The organism is Halobacteriovorax sp. RZ-2, from assembly GCF_043196685.1.
Taxonomy (GTDB): Bacteria; Bdellovibrionota; Bacteriovoracia; order Bacteriovoracales; family Bacteriovoracaceae; genus Halobacteriovorax_A.
The window spans coordinates 905,915-918,425 of sequence record NZ_JBEBMR010000001.1 but is presented as its reverse complement, the minus strand read 5'-3'; the positions used below and the strand labels follow the sequence as shown (position 1 = coordinate 918,425).

Sequence of the window (12,511 nt, the reverse complement as noted above, 5' to 3'; positions counted from 1 at the left end):
TAAATGGGAACTAAAGATATTTCAAATTTTCATATTCCAAATGTAAGCCAGGTTCCTGGTTCGAAGAAAGTTGATCTTCGTAATCGTCTTGGTAACGTTAGTGGTGGTAATGAAGCTGCTCAGTCAGAATTTAAGAATCTTCTGAATGATCAGATCTCGAATGAGAAGATCAATAAAGCGCATCACTTAGATCAGTTAGCGCAAACTCAAAGAGAACACGGAATTCAACTTTCGACTCATGCGGCGAAGAGGCTGCAAGAGAGAAATATTGATATTGATAGTAATGAATTTTTTAAGCTAAAGGATGCTTTCCAGAAACTTCAAAGTAAGGGGGGAAGAGATTCTTTAGTGATTACAGATAAAGCAGCCTATATCGTGGACGTGCCGGCCAAGAAGGTGGTTACGGCCATAGATAAGGGAAGTATAGAGAGTAACGTTTTTACAAAAATTGATTCGACTGTATTGGTTTAAGATTTAATTAGCTGGTCCTAACGGAAGCTTTGTGTTTGCCTGTCGTTGTAAACACACCTTTTAAAATCCTTATTCCATTTAGTCGTTTTTAGATCTAAAAATTTAGATTTGGTTTTAGTCTAGGAGGGACGAATGAGTATTTTACGATCATTTAACATTGGTGTATCTGGTTTAAGCGCTTCAGGAGCGGGAATGAACGTTGTTTCAGATAACATTTCAAATGCTGGAACTAACGGTTTTAAAGCTTCAAGAGCAGAATTCCAAGATGTACTTGCAGTCTCTCTAAAAGGGATCGAAGGTGGGGATCAATTCGGTGCTGGTACAAAACTAGCTCACATTAAGCCGATCATGACTCAAGGTGATGTTGCAAGAACTGAATCAATCACTGACCTTGCAATTCAAGGTGATGGTTTCTTCAAAGTAAAAGCTCCATTCGGAAATGGATATTCGAGAGATGGTTCAATGCACTTTAACAAAGACGGTGAGCTTGTTAACGGTGACGGATATAAAGTAATTGGTTTCAAATCAAATGAAGATGGAACACTTACTAATAAAGAAGGTGAAATTAAGCTAGGGAACACGACAATTCCAGCTCAAGCAACTGAAAAAGTTAAGCTTTCAATGAACCTTGACTCAAGAGTTTCTGTAAAACAATTCGATCCAAATAATCCAGAAGAAACTTCAAACTTTTCTTCTTCAATTACAGTATATGACAACGTAGGTACGGCTCGTCTTGTAACTGCATACTATAACAAAACAGCTGATAATAACTGGACTTATAGAATCATGGCCGATGGTGCTGATGCTCAAGGTGGTGAAGCTGGTAAGATGGTTGAAATGGCACAAGGTCAACTTGTCTTCAACGATAAGGGTCAACTTCAAGAAGAGATCGAGTCTTCAAACTCTTTCAACTTCAATAAAGGTGCACAACAAGGTCAAAAAATTGAGTTCTCTTGGGGTGAATCAATCTCTGAAGGTGGAGATGGTACTGATGCTTCAACTCAGTATGGTTCAGGTTCTGCAGTTGCTAGACACACTCAAGATGGTGCTTCTGCCGCAACTCTTGGATCTCTATCATTCAATGATGATGGTATCCTTACAGCAGTATATGACAATGGTGAGACAAGAGATATCGCTCAAATCGCTATTGCAAAATTCGATAATAACGAAGGTCTTTTCAAAATGGGGAAAAACCTTTTCAAAGAATCTAAAAACTCTGGTCAACCAGCAATGGGGAAACCAGGTGAAGCGGGACGTGGACAAGTTCTTTCTAAATCGATCGAGCTTTCAAACGTTGATATCGCAAGTGAGTTCGTTAATCTAATGACGTCTCAAAGAAACTTCCAAGCTAATGCTAAGACGATCTCTACAGCAGATAAAATGATGCAAGAGATTTTCAGAATTAAGGGTTAATAAATAACTCATACTCCTATGCTTTTGAAGGCCCTCTTTTGAGGGCCTTTTTTATGTTCTTGTGTTTAAATACTCCTATAGGAGATTTATATGAAGAATCGAATCGAAGAAGATTTACTAGGACAATTAGAAATAAATAACGAAATGCTCTACGGGATTCACACTCAAAGGGCCCTAAATAATTTTCAAATATCAAATGCTAAAATTGGGGACTATCCTAACTTTGTTAAGGGAATGGTACTTACTAAGAAGGCTGCGGCCGCTGCTAATAAAGAAATTGGTACAATGGAAGATGATAAGTGCGACATGATTATTGCCGCTTGTGATGAGATCCTTGCCAACTTAGATAATTATCTTAAATATTTCCCAACTGATGTCTTTCAAGGGGGAGCAGGTACTTCAGTAAATATGAATACTAATGAAGTTATTGCTAACGTAGCACTTGAGATGAATGGACATAAGCGTGGTGAATATGGCGTTCTAAATCCAAATGATCACGTCAATAAGTCACAATCAACTAATGATGCTTACCCAACAGGTTTTCGTGTCGCAGTTTACTTTTATATGACTAAAGTAATTGAGCGCATCCAAGGACTTTCAGATAGCTTTGAAAAGAAAGGTATTGAATTTGAAAAGGTTCTAAAGATGGGACGAACACAACTTCAAGATGCTGTTCCAATGTCTCTAGGTGATGAATTTCACTCATGGGCGGTTAACCTTCGAGAAGAGGTAAGATCACTATCTCGTTGTCGTGACTTAGTTCTTGAAGTTAATCTGGGAGCAACTGCAATTGGTACAGGACTCAATGCTCACGATCGTTATTCTGACTTGGCCATTGGTTTTCTTTCCGAATTTACAGATGGAAATTTCGTAAAATCTGAAAACCTTATTGAAGCGACTTCAGATTGTGGAGCTTATGTCATGATTTCGGGCTCACTTAAAAGAACAGCCGTTAAGCTTTCAAAAATTTGTAATGACCTAAGACTTCTATCTTCTGGACCTCGTTGTGGTTTAAATGAAATCAATCTTCCTGAGCTTCAGGCCGGTTCTTCAATTATGCCAGCAAAGGTAAATCCAGTTATTCCTGAAGTTGTTAATCAAGTTTGTTTCAAGGTCATTGGAAATGATATGACAATAACGATGGCAGCTGAAGCCGGACAACTTCAGCTAAATGTAATGGAGCCAGTAATTGCTCAGTCTCTTTTTGAATCAGTTGATCTTCTAAGCCATGCGGCCACGACGTTAAAAGAGAAATGTATCGAGGGGATTACTGCCAATGAAGAACATACGACAAATATGGTTCTTAACTCAGTTGGGATCATTACGTATTTAAATCCATTTATTGGTCACCATATGGGTGATGTTATTGGAAAGGAAGCGGTTAAAACTGGAAAGTCGATTCGTGAGTTAGTTCTTGAGAAGAAGCTACTATCTGAAGAAGAGCTTGATGAAGTCTTATCTGTTGAAAACTTAATTAAGCCTAAGTACAGAGCAAAATTATATAAATAAAAAAGCCTCCATTATGGAGGCTTTCTTTTTCGTTATTTTAATGACGACGATTTCTTCTTTCTTTAAAAACATGGGCACGGCAAGTTGCGGCCATGATATTTGGATGATTCGTTGGCCCTGAGAACCTTGTGAAATCAAAACTTCTTACGTTGCAGCCATGCTGGCAAAGGTAATTAAAAGTTCTTTGAAATCCATTTGTGTATGTAATCGTGTATTGATAATCAAGAACTGTCATACGTCGATGTGAGTTATTGTAGATCTCACAATTAACAAAAGGTCCCCAGTTAATTTGACCTTCCACTGTGCGGTGTCTTTCTTCTTGTGCCCAAATCTTTTGAGTTAGAAAAAGTAGCAGCGCTAAACAAAGTAGCTTCTTCATAAAAATCCCTCTCTAATGAATATTTATATAAAAATGCTATTAGAGATAAGTGGCTCTGGCAAGTTAACGTGAGTTAAGCTGTGGGTGCTGTGTGTTATTGATTGAGAAGTCTATCGGCCTGGATTGTGAGGCCAACATTCTCTCTTGTCACTTTGCAGTATAGAGTTGTTCCCTTGAAAGTTTCTTCCTTCCACATGTCCTGGTAGTCGTCCCAGTTTTCGTCTGCAAAGAATTGATCGAAGAAAGCACCGATTGAGTCTACTAGGCCTTCAAGAAGCTTTGTGTGGTCCCCATTTTCTTCAAGGTCCATTGATGCGAAGTAAGTTGTTGCTGCGGCTGCATCGTTTGATGTATCAACAAGAGAGGCCATAACAAGAACTTCACCTTTATAGAGTCTTCCATAGATCTCGAACACTTTATTTGCGTCAAATAACTCGTTGCGATATGTATCTTGAAGAAGTTCAAGTACCGAATCTGCCCACTCGTTTGGAAGATCAATTAAAAATGGCCCGTTTGTTCTTGAAAGCATTCGCAATATCCTTTTTAACGCTGTGAAAATCTATATAGAAGTAGAAGATAATTAACAAGCCACCGTTTGTGTGTCAATATATCTGGACTTTAATTAAGACTAAATAAAAGGAGTAAATAATGAGCGTTTATATTTTATCAGGTGCAAGAACACCAAGTGGAAGTTTTCTAAGCTCACTTTCTCAAGTTGGAGCAACTCGTTTAGGTGCAACTGCAATCGAAGCTGCTGTTGAAAAAGCAGGAATCGCTAAAGATAAAGTTGATGAAGTATTTATGGGTAACGTTGTTCAGGCCGGTGTTGGACAAGCTCCAGCTCGCCAAGCTGCGATTTTTGCAGGTCTAAGTGAAGCAACTCCATGTACAACAATTAATAAAGTTTGTGGATCAGGAATGAAAACAATCATCTCTGGTGCTCAGTCAATTATGACAGGAGACAACCAAGTTGTTGTTGCTGGTGGTATGGAAAATATGTCACAAGCTCCACACTTACTAATGAATTCTAGAACTGGTGTTGCAAAATTTGGTGCAGCAGAAGTTAAAGATGCTATGCAATGGGATGGACTATGGGATGTTTACTCTGACCAAGCAATGGGAAATTGTGCAGAAGAGTGTACTGAAAAATATAACCTTACTCGTGAAGCACAAGATGCATACTCAATTGAGTCTTTTAAAAGAGCTCAAGCTGCAATTGAAGCAGGGATCTTTAAAGATGAAATTGCTCCAGTAACAATCAAAGGCCGTAAAGGTGACACTGTTGTTTCTGAAGACGAAGGACCATTCAAAGCAAAATTTGATAAGATTCCAGGTCTAAGACCAGCTTTCAAAAAAGATGGAACAATCACTGCTGCTAACGCTTCAACAATTAATGATGGAGCAGCTGCTGTTGTTCTTGCTGGTGAAGAGTATAAAGACCAAGCAGATTTTAAAATCGTTGGTTGGGCATCACACGCTCAAGCGCCAACTTGGTTTACGACTGCTCCAATCGAAGCAATGAAAAAGAACTTAGAGAAAACTGGACTAAAACTTTCAGATATTGATGTTTTTGAAATCAACGAAGCTTTCGCAGCTGTGCCAATGGCCGCAATGGAAGAGATGGGAATTGATCACGCAAAACTTAATATCTACGGTTCAGGTGTATCTCTTGGTCACCCAATCGGAACTTCAGGGACTCGTATTGTTGTAACTCTTATGACTGCCATGAAAAACCAAAATGCAAAGTACGGTTTGGCCTCTATTTGCATCGGTGGCGGTGAAGCGTTATCATTGATATTAGAAAAAATTAAATAAATAAGCAGGACTTTCGTAGTCCTGCTTTTTAAGTAGGACTATGGATGGCCCAAGCTCAAACACAAAAACAACATAAATCTGGTATCGTACGTTTCAAGGCGGGTGAAGTTCTTTTCAACCAAAACGATCCAGCAGATTCTCTCTATATTATTCAAAAAGGACAAATTAGACTCTATATCCCAAAAGGGCAGGGCTTTGTTGAAATCGCTATTCTTCGCGCCGGTGAAGTAATTGGTGAGATGGCCTATTTTGATAATAAAGGTTCAAGAAGAAGTTGTTCTGCTGCGGCCATTGTTCCTACAGATGTTGTTCGTGTCACATTTTCTGCGTTCGATAAGACGATGCAGGGACTTAATCCGTGGTTTAAAACAATCGTTAATACTCTTGCTGAACGCTTGAGGAAGACGAATGATCGTGTAAAAGCACTTGAGACCAACTCTGTTGGTTTTGGTAAAGATGGTAAAGTTGGTGAGTATGTTTTCTTTCATACAACTGATGTACTAAGAATTCTTGCAGGAATTTATCTTTCATCAAAAGTACACGCTCAAAAAGGTGAGGACGGTGCCCACCGCATTCATATCAGCTCTATTCGTTATTACTTATTCGATATTTTTGGTGTTTCAGAAATCAAGTTTGAAGAGATGATTGAACTTCTAAAAAGAGAAGGCTTAATTAGCATGGAAGATGATAAGGATGGACAACCAAAACTTGTTAAGATTCCTAACTTAGAAAATCTTCGAAGTATTGTTGCTTTTGTTAATGCAGAAAAAATAAAAACAGATGATAAGAAAACAAAAACATCAAAGAAATGTAATCTCATTCTTTCTCGAATGAAGAATCAACTCCTTGCTAAAGGTATTACTAAAGGAAAAGCATCTGCCGACTTAACTGCAATTATAGCTGAGCTAAAAGAAGGTGAGGCCATTGTCAGTCCTGAAGATATTCGTCCCGCTATCCTTACTGGAATTGTGGAAGATATTTTTGTGGATGATAAAGGTAATATGACGAATATGGTAGATATCGATAAGTTAATTAAAACTCTACCGGGCCTAATCTTTCAAGTTGCTTGGCAACGTATCAATGAAGAAAAGGCCGGCAATAGTTATTAATTTCCTGTTGGATAGAAGTTTACTTCAACGTTTGCTCCATCACTGTAAACAGCATTTCCAAAAAGTTTTAGGAAATATCCTGTCTCATTCATGACTGGAATTGCTGGTGTGTCATCTGTCGGACTTGTAATCTTAATATTGAAGTTAGAGTAGTAAGCAGGATTTGATCCTGACTTCATTAACTGCCAACCATTCGTTGAACTCTTATTAATAGTCTGGCCATTAATCTTAAGTGTAATCGAGCTTTCAACAGGCTTACTATTAAGCTTCACATATCCATAGAAGTTTTGTGGTGTTTGGTAACTGACAACTAAACATTCTGGATGTTCCACAATGGCATTCCCATTAAGACGAATGAAGTGACCAGAATGCTCCTCTCCAACTGAAGGAGAGTATCTCGTCGCAAAATTTCCTCTCTCTCCAATATATGTATAGCCATTACTTGTACCTTCAAGAATTGGTGTTCCAGCTTGAGAGCTCCCTCTTACATACTTTGTAATAATAAGAGAGTTCGTATCAATACGAGCTCCTGGTTCAGCAACTTTCCAGTAGTTATACTTATGGTGTAAGATTGCATCTTGAATTGAGTTATAGACATGGTCAAAAACATTATTGAAGCTTGTTTTTTGAGTACAAACATCGACATTATCGTTGTAACCAAAGCCATTGTATGAATTATTAGAACGTGGGAATGGATATGGATTACTTCCACTTAAGTTTTCATAAGGCTGATTATAGATCAGGTCACTAGCACCATGATAATTAAAGTTCTTCTCACCTTTAGAGATCTGTGGACAGCTATAAGACTCTGGGTCAACAGATGGTGCAAGTGAGATAAGTCTTAGCATTGATGAGTTAAGCTCATAGCTTCCGACATTACTACATGACTCATTAAAAGTTGCCGCTGTATTGCGAGTTGTTCCTAGCATTTGCTTGTCAAAACTCGAGTAAAGAGACTGAGAGTATAGCGCTCCATTATAATTACCACGCATACAAAGAAGGTCGTGGGCCATGGCCTTACGATACTTAACAGCGAGTGCGTGATTATTTGATAAATTTGTTCCTGTTGTGTTCCAAGAGTTATCATCTTCGTTAGACATGATGACAATAATTGTATGGGCATTCTTTCTAAGAGCACCATTTAATTGATTAAGTTTTACCAACTCATTAATTCGTGACAGTCCACCTTCACGAGTCCCTGATCCCGGACTGAAATTTGAGATAACATTTGAAGCGGCATAGCGAGAAACTGTCGTCACCCCTGAAGGACTAATTCCTTCACGAGAAAAGAAGTAGGTTTCACTATTGCCCGAACCGATAAGTGGCGCCATAAGAACTTGGTAGTCGAATCGATCCGCAATATCATTAACAACATTATTTAATGCAGTCTTCGTTTGGTTGCTAATAAAGCTCGTACTTTTTGAATTATCCCATACAAAGAGAAGATCAACAGGTGGCCTAATATAGGTAAATCTAGAACACATTTCACTGTTAACTGTTTGAGTAGGATCTGTCCCAAATGAGTCTGAATTCTTGCGAGTCGCAAATTCTTCTTTCGCACATGAGGCCATAAATAATAATGTCAAAACGATTAAGATCTTTTTCATCAATTAACTCTTCGGTTAAGAAAAAATAAAACTTAAATATAATTCGGCCTTTTTTACTAAAGTATTATTCCCATTTGATGCTTCTTAGGGGCAATATTTTTCATTAATTTTGTTAATGATATCAACAGGTTAAAATAGGAAGGTCAAAGCAAACGGAGAAGAATATGGCACAATGGTATTACGTTGAAAAAGGTGAAAGAGTAGGACCTGTCGAATTGGAAGAGGTTGAAGTTCTATTTGGAAAGGGGAAGCTCACACCTGATAGCTATGTTTGGACAAAGGGTTTTGATAATTGGAAGTTAATTTCTGAGGCCACTGAGCTAGGACACTTGTTAAATAAAAGAGTAGTCGATGAGCTACCTCCTGAGCTTGATATGCCTCCTGTTATTGATGATCAGCATGTTGTTCTCTATTCATGGGACGATATCAAAGATGATGAAAAAATCATTACCATAAAAATTGGACTTGATCGCGGTACAGATGAAGTAGAGTATGGCCCATTTAGTGTGATTGATTTACAAAAGGCCTATCAACAAAATCGTATCAATGAAAAAACTCTCGCTTATATTCCAGGTGAGAATGAATGGGTTTTCCTTGCAGAAACTCCAATCGCAAAAAGAGTCATGGGCTCTGTTCCTCCTTTAATTACTGACGATGAAAGAAGACTTAATCAACGCAAGCCATTTGTGGCACGTATGTTCTTCCATGATTCTCAACAAGTATTTGAAGGTGTTTGTCGCGATATCTCAATTGGTGGAATGCAAGTTCTTGTTTCAAACTTTCCATTCAATGTAGGGGATGAAGTAACGTTAAATGTTCACCCTGAAAATACTGATTACCACTTTATTGCTTCTGGACTTGTGGTTCGTCACTTAAATGAAAACCAAGGTTTTGCTCTACGCTTTGTTAATTTATCTGATGAAGCAGAAAGCTCGATCAAAAGCTATATCGGTTAATCTCAGATGGATACTTCGATCTATATTCGTGAGTATCGCTGTGATAAAGAGGGTGCTAAAACCCTCATTCTTTTTCATGATATTGGTGGTGGCCACTATACCTATGATAGTTTGATTCCTTTGCTTGTCGAAGAAGGAGTTAATGTTGTTTCCTTTGATTATCTTGGCCATGGACTAAGCTCTGGGACACGTGGACACTTTGAAAGTATCAATCAAGTTAAGAACTTTTTAAATGAACTTTATCACCATAGTAAACTTGCTCAAGGCGATGAGGTCTATACTTTGTCCGTTAATCAGGGGGCATTGATATCATTACTTTTTTCTACTTTATTCGATAATGTAAAAGGTAATATCTTTTTAAATCCAAAGATTCGCACAGAGTTTAATAAGAATCTTAAAAATGAATTGATTTCCAAAATACCTTGGCAACCAAACTTTCTGTCACGTTCTCATATTAAGTTATCAAAGCAGAGTAATGATTTAACAGCTAATAACTTTGTTACAAAGAGAACCTTAATCGTTCTTAACCAAATCTTGAAAAAAGTTCAATTAGACGTCTATTTCATGGAATGTAGAAACTTAATCTTTAGTAGTAATAAGGATAGTATTATCTTTGAGACGATTATGAGTGAGTTTAGAGATGAAATAGAGATCCCAGAGTTTAATTCTGTAAAGACCATAAAAAAACAAGACATTATTTTCAAAGAAACTTATAATTGGATACATGAAAACTAAAATTTTAGCTCTTTTTGCCCTGTTTTTATTAACTTCATGCGGAAATATGACAAAGAACTTTGTCAAAAGTGGTGAATCAATTATCAAGGGTGGTACTGCTGGCGCTAAGCCTTGGAATGAAGCACTAACATTTCAACGTCTATCTTGGTACTCAGAACTAAATCTTATGTATGATGTTTTCTTAACAAAAATGGAACCAAGCTCTCCATTTTGGCAGTGGTTTTCTGAAAGTGAATCAAGACGTCTAAAAGAGTGTAAAGCGGTCTATGTTTCCATTACATTTAGTTTAGACTCTGACCGAATTTCACATGCAATGTTTTATAATCAAGTTTTATCGAAAGAGCTTCAGCCAGTCGTAACAAATGACTTTGATTTGGCCATTGCTAATCATCCTGACTTCAATAAATTCTTTTTGTCTTTATACAAGAGTAAAACACTCTGTGCGACATCTGATATCGGTGATTTAGAGATCAAATTTCCTAATTTCAGAACGAGAACTCTGCATTTTTAGTCAAAAACTTATCTAAAGTTTGAACTTAAAAGCTCCGATAAAAATGCGAGGAGCTTTAGTAATGAGTGAAGAAAAGAAATTTGAAAGATTTGGTCGATACCTTATTCTAGATCACTTAGTTGATGGTGGTATGGCCAAGATTTGTCGAGCGCGCTTTCTGGGGGAGCAGGCCGATAAAATTGTTGCCATTAAAATGGTTCAACCACAATTCTCATCTGATGAAGCATTTCAGACAATGTTTATGGATGAAATTAAAACGACCTTTGGTTTACTACATCCAAATATTGTTCAGACCTATGACTATGGTTTTCATAATGGCCAGCTTTTCGTTGCAATGGAATATTGTGATGGGAGAAACCTAAAACAATATATCGATAAACTGAAGGAACATAATTATGTTTTTCCAGTAGAAATTTCGTCTTTCATTACGATTCAGGCCGCTCAAGGTCTTCACTATGCTCACACATTTACAGACAAGCTGACAGGGAAGCCTGCTAATATCATTCACCGTGATATTTCACCTCACAATATCATGTTAACTTTTGATGGCTCTGTTAAGGTTATTGACTTTGGTATTGCAAAGTCTGAAACAAACTCTGAAGCGACTCAAGCGGGAACAATCAAAGGGAAGTTATCTTACCTTGCTCCTGAATACTTAGATGGATTAGACCTTGATCCACGTTATGACTTATTTGCAACGGCAATTACTCTTTGGGAAATGCTGTGCTCAAGAAAATTATTTAAAGCTTCAAATGATCTAGCTGTTTTAAAGAAGATTCAGGAATGTAAAATTCCAGTTCCTTCTTCAATCAATCCAATGGTTCCAAAAGAACTTGATAAGATCATTTTAAAAGCACTTCATAAAGATCGTAATAAGCGCTATCAATCCCTTGAAGAGTTTGCTCGCGCTCTTAATAAGTTCCTATACTCAACGTATCCAGACTTTAACTCTTCAGATCTTTCGTACTTCGCGAAAGAACTATTTAAAGACGAGATTAAAGTAGATCGCGAAAGAATGTATGAGTTTGGTCAAATTGAACTAGGCCCATATATTAGAGACTATAAGAATGAAACAGAAGGCAAGCCTACTTCAAATGCTAGCGTTGATGCAACTCAATCTTCTGATGCTAAGAAGAGAAAAGAGAAAGAGGCCCTTTTTGAGCTTGATATTGATGAACAAACAGATATCCAAGTTGAAGGTTCAATACCTAAGCTTGATATGGCATCAAGATCGGCAAAAACAAAGATTAATAAGATTGATATTCGTTCTAATAAAACAAGTGCGAGTACAAAAATTAAGCGTATAAAGAAAAAGAAGAAAGTTGAAACAAAGAAGAAGAATTACTTCATTCATGTTGCTTCTATTGCAGCGATTGCAGCAGGAGTTTACTTCGCTAAGGATCATATTCCATTCTTAAAAGACTCGTCGTCAGCTCCGACAGAGGTTGTAGAGGCGCCAGGTGAAAAAGCGAAAACTAAGCGCGCTCCAACAAGTAATCAAAATGGAACGATTACGCTTAAAAACTTCAGTAGAAATAAAGATAAGTTATATATCAATGGTGTTGAACAAAGTGTTGATGTTCTAAACCGATTAAAAGTTCGTGCAAATGAACTACTGACAATTCGAGTTGAAAAGACAGGACGTGAGCACTTTATTGCACAAGATATTTCTGTTCAGGAAGGCGAGTCTCGCAATATTCAAGTTGAGTCGATGGCCAAGGCATATTATGGTTACCTACAGACAAGCTCTGCATGTATCCGTGGATCGATTAGCTTTGAATTATTTGGAGAGCAAAGAGAAGAAAAATTACCAATTCGCTTTGTTCCGGGAATTCCTTTTGCGACAGGTATGAACTCGCAAGGTGATAGTGTTCCAAAAGAGTATGAAGTCGTCATTAAAGACTCAAAGAGCTCTGTGCCACACAAGGTGAGCTTTGAGATTCAGAATTCTAAAGTTGTTGATCTTTGTAAATTATTATAAAAAAGGCCCGTTAAACGGGCCTTTT

The 12,511-nt window shown here is 37.6% G+C and carries 12 protein-coding genes; 9 read left to right on the top strand and 3 right to left on the bottom strand.

Going from position 1 to position 12,511, the window contains the following annotated elements:
- Nucleotides 1-3 precede the first annotated feature (3 nt).
- The 3 genes from ABMA78_RS04345 to aspA all read left to right on the top strand — a co-directional run bounded on the left by ABMA78_RS04345 (nt 4) and on the right by aspA (nt 3,393).
- On the top strand, nt 4-471 hold the full coding sequence (locus ABMA78_RS04345; RefSeq protein ID WP_392857404.1) for a TIGR02530 family flagellar biosynthesis protein: 468 nt from the start codon (nt 4-6) through the stop codon (nt 469-471).
- Between the two features lie 132 nt (nt 472-603).
- Nucleotides 604-1,884: a flagellar hook protein FlgE gene (locus ABMA78_RS04340; protein ID WP_392857403.1), complete on the top strand. Its 1,281-nt coding sequence runs from the start codon at nt 604-606 to the stop codon at nt 1,882-1,884.
- 90 nt (nt 1,885-1,974) lie between these two features.
- Nucleotides 1,975-3,393: an aspartate ammonia-lyase gene (aspA, locus tag ABMA78_RS04335; protein ID WP_392857401.1), complete on the top strand. Its 1,419-nt coding sequence runs from the start codon at nt 1,975-1,977 to the stop codon at nt 3,391-3,393.
- Nucleotides 3,394-3,430: 37 nt separating this feature from the next.
- Here the strand turns inward: aspA and ABMA78_RS04330 are convergent, their stop codons facing one another.
- On the bottom strand, nt 3,431-3,772 hold the full coding sequence (locus ABMA78_RS04330; protein ID WP_392857399.1) for a hypothetical protein: 342 nt from the start codon (nt 3,770-3,772) through the stop codon (nt 3,431-3,433).
- Nucleotides 3,773-3,866: 94 nt separating this feature from the next.
- Nucleotides 3,867-4,301 (bottom strand): hypothetical protein, encoded by a 435-nt coding sequence (locus ABMA78_RS04325; protein WP_392857398.1) that lies wholly within the window; start codon nt 4,299-4,301, stop codon nt 3,867-3,869.
- A 119-nt stretch (nt 4,302-4,420) separates the two neighbouring features.
- Here ABMA78_RS04325 and ABMA78_RS04320 point away from each other — a divergent pair, with 119 nt between their 5' ends.
- Together ABMA78_RS04320 and ABMA78_RS04315 are read left to right on the top strand one after the other, a co-directional pair.
- Nucleotides 4,421-5,587 carry a thiolase family protein gene (locus tag ABMA78_RS04320; RefSeq protein ID WP_392857397.1) on the top strand — a complete coding sequence of 389 codons (1,167 nt, stop codon included), beginning with the start codon at nt 4,421-4,423 and terminating at the stop codon, nt 5,585-5,587.
- A 44-nt stretch (nt 5,588-5,631) separates the two neighbouring features.
- On the top strand, nt 5,632-6,696 hold the full coding sequence (locus ABMA78_RS04315; RefSeq protein WP_392857395.1) for a Crp/Fnr family transcriptional regulator: 1,065 nt from the start codon (nt 5,632-5,634) through the stop codon (nt 6,694-6,696).
- Here the strand turns inward: ABMA78_RS04315 and ABMA78_RS04310 are convergent.
- Nucleotides 6,693-8,303 (bottom strand): hypothetical protein, encoded by a 1,611-nt coding sequence (locus ABMA78_RS04310; RefSeq protein ID WP_392857392.1) that lies wholly within the window; start codon nt 8,301-8,303, stop codon nt 6,693-6,695. The two genes, ABMA78_RS04315 and ABMA78_RS04310, sit on opposite strands and share 4 nt — an antisense overlap.
- A 164-nt stretch (nt 8,304-8,467) precedes the next feature.
- Here ABMA78_RS04310 and ABMA78_RS04305 point away from each other — a divergent pair, with 164 nt between their 5' ends.
- The 4 genes from ABMA78_RS04305 to ABMA78_RS04290 all read left to right on the top strand — a co-directional run bounded on the left by ABMA78_RS04305 (nt 8,468) and on the right by ABMA78_RS04290 (nt 12,486).
- Nucleotides 8,468-9,259 (top strand): GYF domain-containing protein, encoded by a 792-nt coding sequence (locus ABMA78_RS04305; RefSeq protein WP_392857390.1) that lies wholly within the window; start codon nt 8,468-8,470, stop codon nt 9,257-9,259.
- Nucleotides 9,260-9,265: 6 nt separating this feature from the next.
- On the top strand, nt 9,266-9,994 hold the full coding sequence (locus tag ABMA78_RS04300) for an alpha/beta hydrolase (protein WP_392857387.1): 729 nt from the start codon (nt 9,266-9,268) through the stop codon (nt 9,992-9,994).
- Complete coding sequence (locus ABMA78_RS04295; protein WP_392857386.1) at nt 9,984-10,505, top strand: hypothetical protein; 522 nt, start codon at nt 9,984-9,986, stop codon at nt 10,503-10,505. The genes ABMA78_RS04300 and ABMA78_RS04295 overlap by 11 nt, the downstream gene beginning before the upstream one ends.
- Before the next feature lie 61 nt (nt 10,506-10,566).
- On the top strand, nt 10,567-12,486 hold the full coding sequence (locus ABMA78_RS04290; RefSeq protein WP_392857384.1) for a serine/threonine protein kinase: 1,920 nt from the start codon (nt 10,567-10,569) through the stop codon (nt 12,484-12,486).
- The last annotated feature ends 25 nt before the right edge of the window (nt 12,487-12,511 follow it).

Excerpts from the sequence above, each read along its gene's own strand:
- ABMA78_RS04325 (WP_392857398.1), bottom strand. The coding sequence starts at position 4,301 with ATGCTTTCAAGAACAAACGGGCCATTTTTAATTGATCTTCCAAACGAG.
- ABMA78_RS04305 (WP_392857390.1), top strand. The coding sequence starts at position 8,468 with ATGGCACAATGGTATTACGTTGAAAAAGGTGAAAGAGTAGGACCTGTC.
- ABMA78_RS04295 (WP_392857386.1), top strand. The coding sequence starts at position 9,984 with ATGAAAACTAAAATTTTAGCTCTTTTTGCCCTGTTTTTATTAACTTCA.
- ABMA78_RS04330 (WP_392857399.1), bottom strand. The coding sequence starts at position 3,772 with ATGAAGAAGCTACTTTGTTTAGCGCTGCTACTTTTTCTAACTCAAAAG.
- ABMA78_RS04345 (WP_392857404.1), top strand. The coding sequence starts at position 4 with ATGGGAACTAAAGATATTTCAAATTTTCATATTCCAAATGTAAGCCAG.
- aspA (WP_392857401.1), top strand. The coding sequence starts at position 1,975 with ATGAAGAATCGAATCGAAGAAGATTTACTAGGACAATTAGAAATAAAT.
- ABMA78_RS04300 (WP_392857387.1), top strand. The coding sequence starts at position 9,266 with ATGGATACTTCGATCTATATTCGTGAGTATCGCTGTGATAAAGAGGGT.
- ABMA78_RS04340 (WP_392857403.1), top strand. The coding sequence starts at position 604 with ATGAGTATTTTACGATCATTTAACATTGGTGTATCTGGTTTAAGCGCT.
- ABMA78_RS04290 (WP_392857384.1), top strand. The coding sequence starts at position 10,567 with ATGAGTGAAGAAAAGAAATTTGAAAGATTTGGTCGATACCTTATTCTA.
- ABMA78_RS04320 (WP_392857397.1), top strand. The coding sequence starts at position 4,421 with ATGAGCGTTTATATTTTATCAGGTGCAAGAACACCAAGTGGAAGTTTT.
- ABMA78_RS04310 (WP_392857392.1), bottom strand. The coding sequence starts at position 8,303 with ATGAAAAAGATCTTAATCGTTTTGACATTATTATTTATGGCCTCATGT.
- ABMA78_RS04315 (WP_392857395.1), top strand. The coding sequence starts at position 5,632 with ATGGCCCAAGCTCAAACACAAAAACAACATAAATCTGGTATCGTACGT.